Below are 16,458 nucleotides of genomic sequence, written 5' to 3' on the forward strand. Positions count from 1 at the left end.
GTTACTGGGGAAAATAAATAATGCTATATATCTGACATTAATAGATTTTTTCTTTTGGTAGCACGATGTTGATTGTATCGGGGAATAAAATAATGGGAAAGATATAATAATTTATATTATTGTTTTTTTATTAATCTAAAATAAGAAATGATATTTGATATCATTCTAATTAACTGCCGATTGCATGGTGGCCCTTTAGTCGATCATGCTACTGCCGTAGCAAGATTGCAAAAACGCTTGCTTTAGACTGGAGTCCAGAGTATAAACTGCTGTCATTTAGCAATTCTGTTAATGAATTAAAGAGAAAAAATAATGGAAACCAAACAAATCAATTCAACTATCAAATCTCGTGCTGCGGTAGCATTCGCGCCAAATCAACCCTTACAAGTTGTAGAAATCGATGTAGAAATGCCCCGCAAAGGTGAGGTGTTAATCCTCAATACCCACACGGGGGTGTGCCATACTGATGCATTTACATTATCAGGAAGCGATCCTGAAGGCGTATTCCCTGCGGTGCTTGGACACGAAGGTGCGGGTGTGGTCGTTGCCGTAGGCGAAGGTGTAGTAAGTGTAAAACCGGGTGATCACGTCATTCCTCTTTACACCGCTGAATGTGGCGAATGTGAGTTTTGCCGTTCTGGTAAAACCAACTTATGCGTTGCGGTACGTGAGACGCAAGGTAAAGGCTTAATGCCGGACGGAACGACGCGTTTTTCTTATCAAGGTCAGCCGATCTATCACTATATGGGCTGTTCGACTTTCAGCGAATATTCTGTTGTTGCGGAAGTTTCATTGGCGAAAATCAACCCCGAAGCCAACCACGAACAAGTATGTTTGCTCGGCTGCGGCGTTACCACAGGTATTGGTGCGGTACATAATACGGCAAAAGTTCAAGAAGGCGACTCTGTGGCCGTGTTTGGCCTGGGGGCCATTGGTTTGGCTGTGGTGCAAGGTGCGCGTCAAGCCAAAGCGGGTCGCATTATTGTCATTGATACCAATCCCGCAAAATTCGAGTTGGCAAAACATTTTGGTGCAACTGACTGTTTGAACCCGAACGATTACGATAAGCCGATCAAAGATGTGTTGTTAGACATCAATAAATGGGGTATTGACCACACCTTTGAATGTATCGGCAACGTAAACGTAATGCGTCAGGCATTGGAAAGTGCACACCGTGGTTGGGGACAATCCATTATCATCGGCGTAGCAGGTGTAGGACAAGAAATTTCAACTCGTCCGTTCCAGTTGGTAACAGGTCGTGTTTGGAAAGGCTCTGCATTTGGTGGCGTGAAAGGCCGCTCCGAACTTCCGAAAATGGTCGAAGATTCAATGAAAGGCGATATCGAGTTAGAACCGTTTGTAACCCACACACTGACACTCGATCAAATCAATGAAGCCTTTGATTTAATGCACGAAGGTAAATCGATCCGCGCTGTTATTCATTATTAAGGCTCGAGATGAAACTGATCGAACAACATCAAATTTTCGGCGGTTCACAACAAGTTTGGGCACATCATGCCCAAACGCTGCAATGCGAAATGAAATTTGCCGTCTATTTGCCGGATAATCAGGAGAATCGACCGCTTGGTGTGATTTATTGGCTTTCCGGCTTGACTTGTACTGAACAAAATTTCATTACCAAATCAGGCTTTCAGCGTTATGCTGCTGAACATCAAGTGATTGTGGTTGCCCCCGATACCAGCCCTCGCGGAGAGCAAGTGCCGAACGATGCTGCTTATGATTTAGGGCAAGGTGCAGGCTTTTATCTTAATGCGACCGAGCAGCCTTGGGCGACGAATTATCAAATGTATGATTATATTTTGAATGAGTTGCCCCGTCTGATTGAAGAAAATTTTCCTACCAACGGCAAACGTTCCATTATGGGACATTCAATGGGCGGACATGGTGCATTGGTATTGGCACTGCGAAACCGGGAACGTTATCAAAGTGTTTCAGCCTTTTCGCCTATTTTGTCGCCAAGCCTTGTGCCTTGGGGGGAGAAAGCTTTTTCTGCTTATTTGGGAAAAGATCGTGAAAAATGGCAGCAATATGATGCCGGCTCGCTCATTCAACAAGGCTATAAAGTGCAAGGTATACGCATTGACCAAGGCTTAGAAGATGAGTTTTTGCCAACACAATTGCGTACCGAAGATTTTATTGAAACCTGTCGTGCGGCAAACCAGCCGATCGATGTACGCTTCCATAAAGGCTACAATCATAGCTACTACTTCATCGCCAGTTTTATTGGTGAGCATATTGCGTATCATGCGGCATTTTTGAAGTAAGCCAAAGAAGTGATTCGTGAATCGATTAAACGTTGAAGTGAACGTTAATTTTTTATGTTAATGAATTAAAAAGGCATCGGATTGATGCCTTTTGTTTTTATAAATGATGAAAAGTGCTATTAAAATCAGCTACCTCCTAGAATCAGCATGAGGAGACCTTTGCAAAATCTCCTCACCCATTCTACTTAAATATCCCCTATTCCAATCCAAACCGTTGTTGAGAGGTATAGTGGATTAAATTTAAATCAGGACAAGGCGACGAAGCCGCAGACAGTACAGATAGTACGGCAAGTCGAGGCAACGCCGTACTGGTTTAAAGTTAATCCACTATAAAAACGAAAAGGTTGTCTGAAAACTTGTTTTCAGACAACCTTTTGTTGTTATCGAGAACTTTGCAAATAGCCCTTTTCACCCCCAACAGTCGAAACCCAAACACAAGTTTTCGGCTGTTTCGTTGCGGATTACAAAAAACAGACAGGCATACCGCCCTGCTCAGTTTCGTCCTACATATTTTTCCTTTTGCAAAGCCTACACTACGCTGCCAATACAACAGGTTTGTTTGATTAATTTTTGACAGTTGATGGCAACTGATTCGTCAAAAACCAAAGAAGCCGGCGATATGACTTATCCGCAAAAAAAGCAGCCCGTTTCAGGCTGCTTTTGCGTTATGGGATGTAACGCGTCAAATTTATACCACTTCGGCTTTAGTGATGACGACAGGTTCGGTCGGTACGTCGTCGTGGTAACCGTGGCGTTTGGTGGCGACGCCTTCGATGGCATCGACTACATCAAAACCATCGACCACTTTGCCGAATACAGCGTAGCCCCAGTCTTGGACGACGGTTTTGCCGTACAGCTCTTTAGAACGGAAGTTCAGGAAGGCGTTGTCGGCGGTGTTGATGAAGAATTGCGCGCTGGCGGAATGCGGGTCGGAGGTGCGCGCCATGGCGATGGTGTATTTCTCGTTGGGCAGGCCGTTGGACGCTTCGTTTTGAATCGGCTCGCGGGTTTCTTTTTCGTTCATGTTCTCGTCCATGCCGCCGCCTTGAATCATGAAGCCTTTGATGACGCGGTGGAAGATTACGCCGTCGTAGAAGCCATCTTTGACGTATTGCTCGAAATTTTTGGCGGTAACGGGGGCTTTGTCGAAATCGAGTTCGATTTTGATGTCGCCTTTGTTGGTGTGTAGGATAATCATGGGTTTCCTTTCGTTGAGAATCTTTTTTCAAATGGTGCTGGGCGGATAAACTTCAAGGTCGTCTGAAAAATATTCTTTCAGACGACCTTGGCTATGGTTTTACGGGTTTACGGCATCAGGACGAAATAAGCCCACAGCGCAACCAATACGATACAGAGGACGTTCAGCAGCAAGCCGACGTTCATCATTTCTCGTTGCTTAATCAAGCCCGTACCGAACACAATCGCGTTGGGCGGCGTGGCAACCGGCAGCATGAACGCGCAAGACGCGCCGATGCCGATAACGAATACCAAAACTTGTTCGGGCAGCCCCATTTGCGTGGCGATGCTGGCGAAAATGGGTACGAGCAGCGCGGCAGAAGCGGTGTTACTGGTGAACTCGGTCAGGAAAATGATGAAGGCGGCAACCACGAAAATCACCAGCAATGCAGGCGAATGGGAAAAGGTGGAGGCAACCTGCTGACCCAATGCTTCTGACGCGCCGGAAGATTGCAGCAGCGCACTCAAGCTGATACCGCCGCCGAAGAGCATCAATACACCCCAGTCGGTATTGCGGGCAACTTCTTTCCATTGCGCCACGCCGAATACGACGACGGAGACAGCGGCAATCAAGGCGATGACAGTATCGGGATTGGAAATGCCGAACGCTTCTTTGATTTTGGAGCTGAATACCCATGCCACAGCAGCAGCCAAGAAAATCAACAGCGCGATTACGCGGTGCAGCGTCCAAGGGATAGACTCGGCTTTGACTTCGACGCGTTCGTTCAGATTAGGTTTGAGGATGACGTACATGGAGAACAACATCAAAGGCAGAATCAACAGCAGCATGGGCAAGCCGAGTTTCATCCAGCCGACGAAGTCCAGATTCAGCGCTTTGGCGGCAATCATGTTCGGCGGCGAACCGACCACGGTGCCCAAACCGCCGATACTGGCGCAGTAGGCGATGCCGAGCAGGACGAAAACATAAGTTTTGCGTTCTTTTTCTTGGTCAAGATGGCTCATCATACCCATTGCCAAAGGCAGCATCATGGCGGCGGTGGCAGTATTGCTGATCCACATGGATAGGAAGGCGGTAACGATGAACAACATTAACACCGCGACTTTCATATTGCCGCGCGACAGGCGCAGAAGGCTGACGGCGATTTTGCGGTCGAGACGCTGCATATGCAGGGCGGTGGCAAGCGCAAAGCCGCCGAAGAAGATGTAAATTGTCGGATCGGAAAAGCCCGCCATCGCTTTTTTAATGTCCATATCAGGAAACCCCAATACGACTGCAAGGACAGGAATCATCAATGCGGTTACCGTGATATGGACAGCTTCGGTGAACCAAAGTGCGGCAACGAAAAGCAACAGCGCGATGCCTTTGTTGGCATCGGTGCCGTAGGGGAGGATATGGTAAATGCCGAAACAGACGACGGCGGAGATAATGGTGGTCAGCAAACCTTTAAAGTCGGTAATCGGCTTTTGCGCACTGAGCAGCTCGACATTCTCAGGATGCTGGGTTTTGTCCTTTGCATGTAAGTCCATGAAATATTCCTCTGAAACGTAGAGTGAAATTGCTAAAACCGCCGATGCAAAGATTCCTCGCCCTGCATTGCTTTTTATGATTTCACTAAACCGGTTTTCTTGATTCCCGCAGCGGGGCTTTCGCAGGCTTTGGATTTGAGGCAAACAAAGCCATACAGTTTGGCGACGAGTATATTTGTAATCTCGCGTAATGTAAATATAATGTTAATAATCGGTAGCGGCTTTTGCTTAAACGGGCTGATGGAACGTGGATAAATCTTTCAAATTTTCAGACGACCTTCTTACCGACAAGCCGACCGAATCGTCGCAACAGCTAAGCCATAACCTTATCGTGCTATGATTTAGGATTGTCAGCAGCCGCCTGACCGAAAGCGGTATAAACGGCGTCGTCTGGACACCGTTCCCCGATACGCTGCTCGACAGCCATCGTACCAATACAGCAGAAAAACCATGAAAACCCTGACCATCCGCCATCTCACGCTCGGCAGCGGGCAGCCGAAAATCGCCGTTCCCTTGGTTGCCCGAGACGAAGCAGGCTTATCCGCCGCCCTGAAAAACCTCGAACACGCCTGTTTCGATATTATCGAATTCAGAGCCGACTATTTCGTCCAAGCAGGCAATCCCGAATACCTGCTCGCCCAAGCCGCAGCCGTACGCCGCGCGTTTCCCGAAATCCCGCTGCTGTTTACCTTCAGACGCGCGGAGGAAGGCGGCGAATACCCTTGCAGCAAAGCGTATTATTTCGAGTTGCTCGATAAAGCTGCCGCCTCAGGCATCATCGACATCATAGACATCGAACTTTCCGCCGGAGAAAACGAAGTCTGCCAAGCGGTTGCTGCCGCCAAAGCGAACAACACTGCCGTCCTGATGAGTAATCACGACTTCCACCAAACCCCTGTCAAATCCGACATCACAGGTCGTCTGAAAAAAATGGAAGAAGCAGGCGCAGACATCTGCAAAATCGCCGTGATGCCCCAAAGTCCCGCCGATGTGCTGACGCTTTTGGAAGCCACTTGGGAAGCCCGTCAAACTGCAAACCGTCCGATTGTTACCATTTCTATGGGCAAACTCGGACTCGTCAGCCGCATTGCAGGCTCAACCTTCGGCTCCGCCATCACGTTCGGCACGGCAGGAACCGCCTCCGCCCCCGGTCAGCTCGATTCCGCCAACCTGAAAAACATCTTGGATGTTTTGGAAAACGGTAACACCGCCGGATAACAATAAATATATAGTGGATTAAACTCAAATCAGGACAAAGCGACGAAGCCGCAGACAGTACAGATAGTACGGAACCGATTCACTTGGTGCTTCAGCACCTTAGAGAATCGTTCTCTTTGAGCTAAGGCGGGGCAACGCCGTACTGGTTTAAATTTAATCCACTATAACAATCCAAATAAACCGTACCCTCCGCTACCCCGCCCTACCCAACACCAAACCAAACAAAACGTCGTCTGAAAACAGGCATAGAGTATTTCGCAAAACCGTTTTCAGACGACGCTTTCTCCGAATCCATCTTTTATCTTCTCTCCTGCCTGCGTATCAGCCACACAGCAAGCAAGGCGAAGGCTATGGTGGGCAGTGCGCCGGCGAGGAAGGGCGGGACGCCGTAGAGTTGGCTGGTAAAGCCGAAGAGCCGTCCGGCGAAGTGGAACAGCAAGCCTAAGCAGATGCCGCCGAAGAGTTTTAAGCCCATATTGCCGTGGCGGGTGGTTTGCGGGGTGAAGGCGAAGGCGACGAGTGCCATCACCCAGGCGGCGACGGGGTAAACCAATTTGCGCCACCAGGCGATGGCGTAGATTTGGGTGTTTTGGTTGTTGTTTTCGAGGTGGCTGATGTAGGTGGTCAGTTCGCCGACGGACATTTGGTCGGGCTTGACGAGCAATACATCCATCAGGTTGCGTTTGACGGAAATCGGCCAGTTTTCTTCGGCAGCAGTAGAAACCTCGACTTTATCTTCACCCAATATGCTGCGGCGGATATTTTTCAGCTGCCAGCTGCCGTCGGGATTCAAAACGGCGGATTCTGCTTCTGCCGCTTGAGTCAGTTCGTTTTTATCGTTGCGCTGCCAAATTTTGATGCCCAAAAGCGTATGGTCGGGCAACATTTCGCGCACGTTGATGATGCTGTTTTTTTCTTTCAACCAAAGGCCGGTATTGCCGGTACTGATCTTGCCGTTAATGGCGGCAGCTTTGATGTTTTCGGCTTTTTGGCTGAGGACGGGGGCGATCCATTCGCCGAGTGCGGCGGTGGCGAGGGCAAAAATCAGTCCGAACTGCGACAGGACCAATAATAGCTTTTTGGTACTCATGCCGCTGGCTTTGATGACGGTCAGTTCGCTGCCGGCGGCAAGCTGGCTGAGGGACACGAGTCCGCCGATGAGGACGGCGAGGGGCATGAGTTCGTAGGCGCGCGCGGGCATCTGCATGAGGACGTATTGCGCCATGGTTGCGCCGTTATAGCTGCCTTTGCCTAAGTCGCCGACTTCGTTGATGATTTCAAAAAAGCTGTACAGGGCAAGGAAAGCGAGGAGGGCGTAAACCGCCATAACCGCCATTTGGCGGATGATGTAACGTGAAATCAGGTTCATTTTCCGCCTTTCAATGTCAGACTTTTGCCAACCGCCTGCCAGAAGGGCTGGCTGGGCATGCTGCGGACGCGCAGGAGTACGACGGCAATGGCGAACATGATGATGTGCATGGGCAGCAGTCCGAGCCAGAAATGGATTTTGCCGTCTTCCACGGCGTTGCGCAGGAAGGTCAGTCCGTTTTGGTAAATCAGGAAAAGCCCGATGGCGACGAGGATGTTGTAGGTGTGGCCGCTGCGCGGGTTGAAATAGGAAAGCGGCACGGCAAGCAGGCAGAGCAGGAGGACGCTGACGGTCAGCGAGATGCGCCACATCAATTCCGCCTGATGTTGCGGGTTGCTGCTGCCGATGAGCTGGGATGTCGGGATGGTGCGGCGGCGGGAAACGGGGTCGATGAGTTTGGGCGTGGTGCTGATAATCAGGCTGAGGTTTTGGAAGGAAACGCGGTTGTAGTCGGCTTTACCGGGCGTGCCGCTGTAACGGTAGCCGTTGCGCAGGTCGAGCGTGCGCTTGTTGTCGTTCAGCGAGAAATTGCCTTCTTTGGCGAAGATAATGTTGTCGTTACCGTTTTTGTCTTGTTCGCGCAGGAACAGGTTTTTCATAATACCGGATTCGGTGTCGAAGGTTTCGACGAAGTAAACCCTGCCGTTGCGCTTGCCCAAACTGTTGAATTCGCCTGCTTCCACCATCGACAATTCTTGTTTCTGCTTGAGGATTTCGGCGTATTCGCGGCTGCGCAGTTCCGCCCACGGCATGACCCAAAGCTGCATGACGGCAATTAGAATGGCAAACGGTACGGCAAACTGCATGACGGGGCGTATCCATTGCCTCAACGCCAACCCGCAGGAGAGCCAGACCGACATTTCGCTGTCGCGCCAGTAGCGGGTCAATACGGTCAGCGTACTGATGAACGCGGTTAACACCAGCAAAAGCGGCGTCATGCCGATGACCCAGAAGCCGACCAATGCCAACACGGCATCAATGGCGACGCGCCCGTCGGCGGCACGTCCGAGCAGGTTGATTGCCTGCGTGGAGACCAACACCGCCAAGAGGACGACGAAAATGCCGACGGCGGTAAAAGAGAGTTCTTTGATGAAGTTTCTTTGATAAATCATAGAATCGCGGCTAGGAGCGGTAGCGGTTCGGCGCAGGCGGATTGTCTGCGCAAGGTTTCAGACGACCTCTCAAATGGAGTACAATCTTTCCAACCGTTTTCAGACGACCTCTTGATGCAAAGGGTCGTCTGAAACTACCCGAAACCATCTCAATCAGGAGAATAAACGTGGAATTTAGCACAAAAGCCGGAACCTTGCAGCCGCAACAGGCAGGCGCGCAGTTATTTGTCTGCACCGAAACCGCACAATTAAACCACCCGACCGCCCTTGCCCTTTTGTCTTCGCTTGAAGAAGGTCAAACTTTTGCCGACACCAAAATCCCGACGGACAACGGTTTGCAGGCAGTCGCGGTCGTCCGCCTCGAAAAAACCGACCGCGCCGCGCTGAACAAAGCCGCCGCCGAAGCCGCGAAATGGGCGCAAAATCAGGAAACGGTCAATGCGGACATCCATGCCTTCGATGAAGCGCAAGCCTCTGCCGTAGCCGAAGCCTTCGCCATCGCGTTCGGCAACGCCGCCTACCGTTTCGACCGCTACAAAAAAGAAGCCAAGCCCGCCAAATTCGCACAAGCCGTGTTCCACACCGCACACGAAGCCGCCGTCAAAGAAGCCCTGCGCATCACCGAAGCTCAGGTTTACGGACAAAGCCTCTGCCGCGATTTGGGCAACGCCGCGCCCAACGAATGCACGCCCGAATTTTTAGCGCGCACCGCCAAAGCCGAAGCCGAAAAACTGGGCGCACACGCCAAAATCATCGAAAAAGACTACATCAAAGAAAACATGGGTTCGTTTTGGTCGGTCGCCAAAGGCAGCGTGGAAGACCCCTATCTGATTGAATTGAGCTACTTCGGCGCTGCCGACAAAGAAGCCGCCCCCGTCGTCCTAGTCGGCAAAGGCATTACCTTCGATACAGGCGGCATCTCCCTCAAACCCGGTCTGAACATGGACGAAATGAAGTTTGACATGTGCGGCGCGGCAACCGTCATCAGCACCTTCTGCGCCGCCGTCAAACTGCAACTGCCGATCAACCTCATCGCCGTCGTCGCCACTTGCGAAAACATGCCTTCCGGCGCGGCAAACAAACCGGGCGACGTCGTGAAAAGCATGAAAGGCTTGACCATCGAAGTGTTGAACACCGATGCCGAGGGTCGTCTGATTTTGTGCGACGCGCTCACTTACGCCGAGCAGTTCAAGCCCAAAGCCGTCATCGACGTTGCTACCTTGACCGGCGCGTGCATCATCGCCTTGGGTCATGACGTCAGCGGCGTGATGGGCAACAATCAGGATTTGGTCGACAGCCTGCTCGCTGCGTCCCGCAACGTGGACGACAAAGCATGGCAACTGCCGCTCTTTGAAACCTACAAAGACCAGCTCAAATCCAATTTCGCCGACATCCCCAACATCGGCACCCCCGGCGCAGGCACGATTACCGCCGCCACCTTCCTGTCTTACTTTACCGAAGACTACCCGTGGGCGCACCTCGACATCGCGGGTACGGCATGGAAATCCGGAAGCGAAAAAGGCGCGACCGGCCGCCCCGTTCCCCTGTTGCTGAACTATCTGCGCAACGTAAAATAAGCCTTGACGTCTGCGGGGCAAGCAACCGACCCCGCAGGTCGTCTGAAAACGGGACTGTATCAACTAATGCAGGCTGTCCGAAAACAAATAGAGTTTGGTAATTCAATTATGCAGCGTTGTTGTTCATCGTCCAGCAGTCGGTAATCTTACCGTCTTTGATTTTCAAGAAATCCGTACCGACTTTGACGGCGGTTTGGTTGCCGAACGTAGCGGTTACACGCCAATAGGCGGAAATTATGTCGCCGTCGCGGAACGGACCAAGCACAATTTCATAATGCAGATCTGCTTTAGCACGAATGGTGGTTATCCAAGCCTTTGCGCTGGCGATGTCAGTTACGGGCGCAGGTGGTGGAGTGGAATCAGCGGTCAGATGTGCTTTGAAGTTGTTTGACAGCAGTTCATCAGCAATGTTGAGATTGCCATTCCACATCTGTGTCCATGCAGTATAGATTTTTTGTGTTTCGGTCATGCTTTTGTCTCTTAATGATGTTGAGTAATAGGGAACATCCTGTGCTGAAAAGCTAGGAAATGATGCTATGTAATATTACCTATCGTCAATATCAGAATCTACCTGAATGCAGCCTACGATTTATCCGACACAACCCAACAAACGGAGAACCATGATGAAACCGCTATTTGCCGCATTGTCCGTCGCCTTTCTGCTCGGTATGACCGTCAGCGTTCACGCTGCGGAACAGGCCAAACCTACCGACCGCAGCGTCCAAGTGTACAAAAAAGCCGACTTGGCGGAGTGGAACCGCGAGAACGCAGCCGGAGGCAAAGGCCCGCTGCTCGGCCGCTTCGCCTTCAACCGCCACCAAACTGCCGCCCAAGACGCGTTCAGAGAAATCGGTTGGCTGACCCTGCCGCCGGGCGCATCCATCGGCGAACACAAACACACCGACAACGAAGACGTTTACATCATCGTATCGGGCAAAGGCGTGTTTACCGACAGCACGGGCAAACAGACACAAGTCGGCGCCGGCGACATCACCATCGCCCGCCCCGGACAGTCTCATGCGCTGAAAAACATCGGCAAAGAGCCGCTGGTCTTCCTTGACCTGATTGCCGAAACCGCCGCCGCCCAAGCTGCCAAATAGCAGTCATCAAACCGTAAAGGTCGTCTGAAAACCATATTGCGTTTTCAGACGACCTTTTTTTGCTGTTTAAGCAACATGATACTTTCCGAGTAAACGGCGGGAGGATTCGGTGTCGCTGTTTTCATCTTTCTTATCATTTTCAATATTTTGGGTTTCAGATAACCTTTGGTTTTTTCGGTTTTGCGCTGTCTGTGTGGGCTTTGGCTTTCGCTTATTGATCCGCCAAAGCCAAGTCGTTTTTTCAAATTCTTGTCATATTAATAATGTGATGTTATATAATAACAATTTATTTGAAATATGACGGGAAACCAAAAATGACACAGACCACACTCAAACCCATTGTTTTAGCATTACTGATCATCAATCTTCCAGCTGTCGCCCAAGCGCATGAAACGGAGCAGACGGTGGACTTGGAAACGGTCAACGTCGTCGGCAAAAGCCGTCCGCGCGCCACTTCGGGGCTGCTGCACAGTTCGACTGCCTCCGACAAAATTATCAGCGGCGATACGTTGCGGCAAAAAGCCGTCAATCTCGGCGACGCGCTCAACGGCGTGCCGGGCGTCCATGCTTCGCAATACGGCGGCGGCGCGTCCGCGCCTGTGATACGCGGGCAGACGGGCAGACGGATTAAAGTGTTGAACCATCACGGAGAAACCGGCGACATGGCGGATTTCTCGCCCGACCATGCCCTGATGGTGGACACCGCTTTGTCGCAACAGGTCGAAATCCTGCGCGGGCCGGTAACGCTGTTGTACAGCTCGGGCAATGTGGCGGGCTTGGTGGATGTTGCCGACGGAAAAATCCCCGAAAAAATGCCTGAAAACGGCGTATCGGGCGAACTGGGGTTGCGCTTGAGCAGCGGCAATTTAGAAAAACTCACGTCCGGCGGCATCAACGTCGGATTGGGCAAAAACTTCGTGTTGCACACGGAAGGGCTGTACCGAAAATCGGGCGACTATGCCGTACCGCGTTACCGCAAGGAAGAAGGTCGTCTGAAACGCCTGCCCGACAGCCATGCTGATTCGCAAACGGGCAGCATCGGCCTGTCTTGGGTGGGCGAGAAAGGCTTTATCGGCGCGGCGTACAGCGACCGTCGCGACCGCTACGGTCTGCCTGCGCACAGCCATCTCTACGACGACTGCCACGCCGACATCATCTGGCAGAAAAGCTTGATTAACAAACGCTATTTGCAGCTTTATCCGCACCTGTTGACCGAAGAAGACGTCGATTACGACAATCCGGGCTTAAGCTGCGGCTTCCACGACGACGATAATGCACACGCGCATACCCACAGCGGCAGACCGTGGATAGACCTGCGCAACAAACGCTACGAAATCCGCGCCGAATGGAAGCAGCCGCTCCCCGGTTTCGAAGCCCTGCGCGTGCACCTGAATCGCAACGACTACCGCCACGACGAAAAAGCGGGCGATGCAGTGGAAAACTTCTTCAAAAACAAAACGCAAAATGCCCGCATCGAATTGCGCCACCTGCCCATAGGTCGTCTGAAAGGCAGTTGGGGCGTGCAATACCTGACCCAAAAATCCAGCGCGCTTTCCGCCATTCCCGAAACCGTCCAACAGCCGATGCTGATCGACAACGATGTGCATCATTACAGCTTTTTCGGCGTAGAACAGGCAAATTGGGACAACTTCTCGCTTGAAGGCGGCGTGCGCGTGGAAAAACAAAAAGCCGCCATCCAGTACGACAAAGCCCTGATTGATCGGGAAAACTACTACAACCAACCCCTGCCCGACCTCGGCGCGCACCGCCAAACCGCCCGCTCGTTCGCGCTTTCCGGCAACTGGTATTTCTCGCCCCAACACAAACTCAGCCTGACCGCCTCCCATCAGGAACGCCTGCCGTCAACGCAAGAGCTGTACGCGCACGGCAAACACGTCGCCACCAACACCTTTGAAGTCGGCAACAAACACCTCAACAAAGAGCGTTCCAACAATATCGAACTTGCGCTGGGCTATGAAGGCGACCGCTGGCAATACAATCTGGCACTCTACCGCAACCGCTTCGGCAACTACATCTACGCCCAAACCCTCAACGACGGACGCGGTCCCAAATCTATCGAAGACGACAGTGAAATGAAGCTCGTGCGCTACAACCAATCCGGCGCAGACTTCTACGGCGCGGAAGGAGAAATCTTCTTCAAACCCACGCCGCGCTACCGCATCGGACTGTCCGGCGACTACGTCAGAGGTCGTCTGAAAAACCTTCCGTCGCTGCCCGGCAGGGAAGACGCCTACGGCAACCGCCCACTCATTGCCCAAGCCGACCAAAACGCCCCGCGCGTTCCCGCCGCACGGCTCGGCCTCCACCTGAATGCCGCGCTGACCGACCGCATCGATGCCCATCTCGACTACTACCGCGTGTTTGCCCAAAACAAACTCGCCCGCTACGAAACGCGTACGCCCGGACACCATATGCTTAACCTCGGTGCAAACTACCGCCGCCGCACCGGCTACGGCGAGTGGAATTGGTATGTCAAAGCAGACAACCTGTTCAACCAATCCGTTTACGCCCACAGCAGCTTCCTGTCCGACACCCCGCAAATGGGACGCAGCTTCACCGGCGGCGTGAACTTTAAGTTTTAAGGGGCGATAGACAAGAGAAAAGGTTTTCAGACGACCTCTGAAAACCTTTTCTATTCATCCCTTCATGTCATCCCAATCATTTGACTTCCGTCAAAGGAAATTGTTTTCATCCGTCTGATTTCACTATTAATCCAGCCTTTCCGCGCTCGTCATAAACCTTTGTAAACCAAATCATCCGACAGGTATCCGATATTCCTCTCTCCCTTCGTCCCAAACATCCCCCTGCCCTACCGTCTTCCATACATGAAATTTTTTTCCAAATAATATATACAGTTACCCCAAACACACCCGCCGCCCTAGATTTAAAAAAATTCCACATAAAACAATACGGTTACTCCTCTCCAAACTCTGTTCACAAGTAGTTTCTTAAAGTATGATAAGCCTGTCTCCGGCCAGCATTTCCACCGGAATCAGGCTTCCAAACAAATCCAACCTCAACTCGGAGTAAACATCATGTTGACCCAGACCCAACAGGTCGATTTGACCCTGCATCATCTCAAAGAGCGCGCCTTGGCAGAATACAGCCCCCAGCAGCGTGCGACCGTCGAAGCTTCCGAAGACTGGAAACAGTTTGACAGGCGTTTGAACGAGCATTTTCCCAAGCTGATGCACGAGCTGGACAACGTTTACAACGACAACGAAGCCGTCCTGCCCATGCTGGAACAACTGATTGCACAAGCATGGCAAAGCTATTCCCTACGCGACAAGTCTCTGAAAGCCATTGATGCCGCACGCGAGAGCGATCCCGATTGGATTTTGTCTAACAAACAGGTCGGCGGCGTGTGCTATGTCGATTTGTTTGCGGGCGATTTGAAAGGCTTGAAAGCTAAAATCCCTTATTTTCAAGAGCTGGGGCTGACTTATCTGCACATGATGCCCCTGTTTAAATGCCCTGAAGGCAAAAGCGATGGCGGCTATGCAGTCAGCAGCTACCGCGACGTCAATCCGGCTTTGGGTACGATAGACGACTTGCGCGATGTTATTGCCGCGCTGCACGAAGCGGGCATTTCCGCCGTCGTCGATTTCATCTTCAACCACACGTCCAACGAACACGAATGGGCGAAAGGCTGCGCCGCCGGCGATCCGCTTTTCGACAATTTCTACTATATTTTCCCCGACCGCTGGATGCCCGACCAATACGACCGTACCCTGCGCGAAATCTTCCCCGACCAGCATCCGGGCGGATTCTCCCAATTAGAAGACGGACGCTGGGTATGGACGACGTTCAATTCCTTCCAATGGGATTTGAATTACAGCAATCCTTGGGTGTTCCGCGCCATGGCGGGCGAAATGATGTTCCTCGCCAATCTGGGCGTTGACATCCTGCGTATGGACGCCGTTGCCTTCATTTGGAAACAAATGGGCACTTGCTGCGAAAACCTGCCGCAAGCCCATGCCTTAATCCGCGCATTCAACGCCGTCATGCGCATCGCTGCACCTGCCGTGTTCTTCAAATCCGAAGCCATCGTCCACCCCGACCAAGTCGTTCAATACATCGGACAAGACGAATGCCAAATCGGCTACAACCCGCTGCAAATGGCATTGTTGTGGAACACCCTCGCCACCCGCGAGGTCAACCTGCTCCACCAAGCCCTTTCCTACCGCCACAACCTGCCCGACCATACCGCATGGGTCAACTACGTCCGCAGCCATGACGACATCGGCTGGACGTTTGCCGACGAAGACGCATCGCAATTCGGCATCCACGGCTACGACCACCGCCAATTCCTCAACCGCTTCTTCGTCAACCATTTCGACGGCAGCTTCGCGCGCGGCGTCCCCTTCCAATACAACCCCGACACCGGCGACTGCCGCGTCAGCGGTACTGCCGCCGCCTTGGCAGGTTTGGCACAACACGACCCACACGCCGTTGACCGCATCAAACTCTTGTACAGCATCGCCCTGAGTACCGGCGGTCTGCCCCTGATCTATCTCGGCGACGAAGTCGGCACGCTCAACGACGACGACTGGTCAAGCGACAGCAATAAGAGCGACGACAGCCGCTGGGCGCACCGTCCGCGTTACAACGCCGAGTTGTACGAACAACGCCACGACGCATCCATCGCAGCTGGACAAATCTATCAAGGCCTGCGCCACATGATAGACATCCGCCAAAACAACCCGCGCTTGGGCGGCGGCCGTCTGGTTACCTTCAACACCAACAACAAACACATCATCGGCTACATCCGCAACAACGCGCTTTTGGCGTTCGGCAACTTCAGCGAACACCCGCAGACCATCAGCGCGCACACCCTGCAAGCCATGCCCGCCCGCGCCAAAGACCTCATCAGCGGCGAGACCGTGGCACTGAATCAGGATTTGGTGCTGCGCCCCTACCAAGTGATGTGGCTCGAAATTGCCTGATGATTGAGGCGGCTTAAAAACGCAAAGGTCGTCTGAAAACCGGTATTGTCCGTTTTCAGACGACCTTTTTTAAAATATCCGGCATCAAACCTGCCCAAGCGATGAT

General features: G+C 52.0%; 13 protein-coding genes. 7 read left to right on the forward strand and 6 right to left on the reverse strand.

Annotated elements, in window-relative coordinates; translation table 11 throughout:
• The first annotated feature begins 312 nt into the window (after window positions 1–312).
• Both NSCA4_RS0110525 and fghA read left to right on the forward strand, forming a co-directional pair.
• Window positions 313–1,449: an S-(hydroxymethyl)glutathione dehydrogenase/class III alcohol dehydrogenase gene (locus tag NSCA4_RS0110525; protein WP_016688084.1), complete on the forward strand. Its 1,137-nt coding sequence runs from the start codon at window positions 313–315 to the stop codon at window positions 1,447–1,449.
• A gap of 8 nt (window positions 1,450–1,457) precedes the next feature.
• The gene (gene fghA / locus NSCA4_RS0110530) at window positions 1,458–2,285 is read left to right on the forward strand and encodes an S-formylglutathione hydrolase (protein WP_016688085.1); all 828 of its coding nucleotides are present in this window, start codon (window positions 1,458–1,460) and stop codon (window positions 2,283–2,285) included.
• Window positions 2,286–2,973: 688 nt separating this feature from the next.
• On the opposite strand, the gene NSCA4_RS0110535 is transcribed toward fghA, so the two are convergent.
• Both NSCA4_RS0110535 and NSCA4_RS0110540 read right to left on the reverse strand, forming a co-directional pair.
• A complete protein-coding gene (locus tag NSCA4_RS0110535) occupies window positions 2,974–3,483 on the reverse strand; it encodes a peptidylprolyl isomerase (protein ID WP_003743061.1) in 510 nt (169 codons plus the stop codon).
• A 107-nt stretch (window positions 3,484–3,590) separates the two neighbouring features.
• Entirely contained in the window at window positions 3,591–5,009 is a 1,419-nt protein-coding gene (locus NSCA4_RS0110540; RefSeq protein WP_016688086.1) for an SLC13 family permease, read from the reverse strand.
• 450 nt (window positions 5,010–5,459) lie between these two features.
• Between NSCA4_RS0110540 and aroD the strand changes: the two genes are divergently transcribed.
• Window positions 5,460–6,227: a type I 3-dehydroquinate dehydratase gene (gene aroD / locus NSCA4_RS0110545; protein ID WP_016688087.1), complete on the forward strand. Its 768-nt coding sequence runs from the start codon at window positions 5,460–5,462 to the stop codon at window positions 6,225–6,227.
• 298 nt (window positions 6,228–6,525) lie between these two features.
• Here the strand turns inward: aroD and lptG are convergent, their stop codons facing one another.
• The 3 genes from lptG to NSCA4_RS15610 are packed head-to-tail and all read right to left on the reverse strand — an operon-like array spanning window position 6,526 to window position 8,889.
• Complete coding sequence (lptG, locus tag NSCA4_RS0110550; protein WP_016688088.1) at window positions 6,526–7,596, reverse strand: LPS export ABC transporter permease LptG; 1,071 nt, start codon at window positions 7,594–7,596, stop codon at window positions 6,526–6,528.
• Window positions 7,593–8,708 (reverse strand): LPS export ABC transporter permease LptF, encoded by a 1,116-nt coding sequence (gene lptF / locus NSCA4_RS0110555; RefSeq protein ID WP_016688089.1) that lies wholly within the window; start codon window positions 8,706–8,708, stop codon window positions 7,593–7,595. Before lptF ends, lptG begins: the two co-directional genes overlap by 4 nt.
• Before the next feature lie 10 nt (window positions 8,709–8,718).
• Entirely contained in the window at window positions 8,719–8,889 is a 171-nt protein-coding gene (locus NSCA4_RS15610; RefSeq protein ID WP_159070296.1) for a hypothetical protein, read from the reverse strand.
• Here NSCA4_RS15610 and NSCA4_RS0110560 point away from each other — a divergent pair.
• Window positions 8,876–10,285: a leucyl aminopeptidase gene (locus tag NSCA4_RS0110560; RefSeq protein WP_016688090.1), complete on the forward strand. Its 1,410-nt coding sequence runs from the start codon at window positions 8,876–8,878 to the stop codon at window positions 10,283–10,285. The genes NSCA4_RS15610 and NSCA4_RS0110560 overlap by 14 nt on opposite strands.
• 106 nt (window positions 10,286–10,391) lie before the next feature.
• On the opposite strand, the gene NSCA4_RS0110565 is transcribed toward NSCA4_RS0110560, so the two are convergent.
• A complete protein-coding gene (locus NSCA4_RS0110565) occupies window positions 10,392–10,754 on the reverse strand; it encodes a nuclear transport factor 2 family protein (protein WP_016688091.1) in 363 nt (120 codons plus the stop codon).
• 154 nt (window positions 10,755–10,908) lie between these two features.
• Between NSCA4_RS0110565 and NSCA4_RS0110570 the strand changes: the two genes are divergently transcribed.
• The 3 genes from NSCA4_RS0110570 to NSCA4_RS0110580 all read left to right on the forward strand — a co-directional run bounded on the left by NSCA4_RS0110570 (window position 10,909) and on the right by NSCA4_RS0110580 (window position 16,352).
• Window positions 10,909–11,385, forward strand: a complete 477-nt coding sequence (locus tag NSCA4_RS0110570) for a cupin domain-containing protein (protein ID WP_016688092.1) — start codon at window positions 10,909–10,911, stop codon at window positions 11,383–11,385.
• 314 nt (window positions 11,386–11,699) lie between these two features.
• Window positions 11,700–13,988 carry a TonB-dependent zinc receptor ZnuD gene (znuD, locus tag NSCA4_RS0110575; protein ID WP_029609733.1) on the forward strand — a complete coding sequence of 763 codons (2,289 nt, stop codon included), beginning with the start codon at window positions 11,700–11,702 and terminating at the stop codon, window positions 13,986–13,988.
• Between the two features lie 453 nt (window positions 13,989–14,441).
• Window positions 14,442–16,352, forward strand: a complete 1,911-nt coding sequence (locus NSCA4_RS0110580) for an alpha-amylase family protein (RefSeq protein ID WP_016688094.1) — start codon at window positions 14,442–14,444, stop codon at window positions 16,350–16,352.
• Window positions 16,353–16,458 lie beyond the last annotated feature (106 nt).

The organism is Neisseria sicca 4320 (genome assembly GCF_000193735.1).
Lineage (GTDB): Bacteria > Pseudomonadota > Gammaproteobacteria > Burkholderiales > Neisseriaceae > Neisseria > Neisseria sicca_E.

Coding starts and splice junctions, on each gene's coding strand:
- NSCA4_RS0110525 (WP_016688084.1), top strand. CDS start 313: ATGGAAACCAAACAAATCAATTCAACTATCAAATCTCGTGCTGCGGTA.
- fghA (WP_016688085.1), top strand. CDS start 1,458: ATGAAACTGATCGAACAACATCAAATTTTCGGCGGTTCACAACAAGTT.
- NSCA4_RS0110535 (WP_003743061.1), bottom strand. CDS start 3,483: ATGATTATCCTACACACCAACAAAGGCGACATCAAAATCGAACTCGAT.
- NSCA4_RS0110540 (WP_016688086.1), bottom strand. CDS start 5,009: ATGGACTTACATGCAAAGGACAAAACCCAGCATCCTGAGAATGTCGAG.
- aroD (WP_016688087.1), top strand. CDS start 5,460: ATGAAAACCCTGACCATCCGCCATCTCACGCTCGGCAGCGGGCAGCCG.
- lptG (WP_016688088.1), bottom strand. CDS start 7,596: ATGAACCTGATTTCACGTTACATCATCCGCCAAATGGCGGTTATGGCG.
- lptF (WP_016688089.1), bottom strand. CDS start 8,708: ATGATTTATCAAAGAAACTTCATCAAAGAACTCTCTTTTACCGCCGTC.
- NSCA4_RS0110565 (WP_016688091.1), bottom strand. CDS start 10,754: ATGACCGAAACACAAAAAATCTATACTGCATGGACACAGATGTGGAAT.
- NSCA4_RS0110570 (WP_016688092.1), top strand. CDS start 10,909: ATGAAACCGCTATTTGCCGCATTGTCCGTCGCCTTTCTGCTCGGTATG.
- znuD (WP_029609733.1), top strand. CDS start 11,700: ATGACACAGACCACACTCAAACCCATTGTTTTAGCATTACTGATCATC.
- NSCA4_RS0110580 (WP_016688094.1), top strand. CDS start 14,442: ATGTTGACCCAGACCCAACAGGTCGATTTGACCCTGCATCATCTCAAA.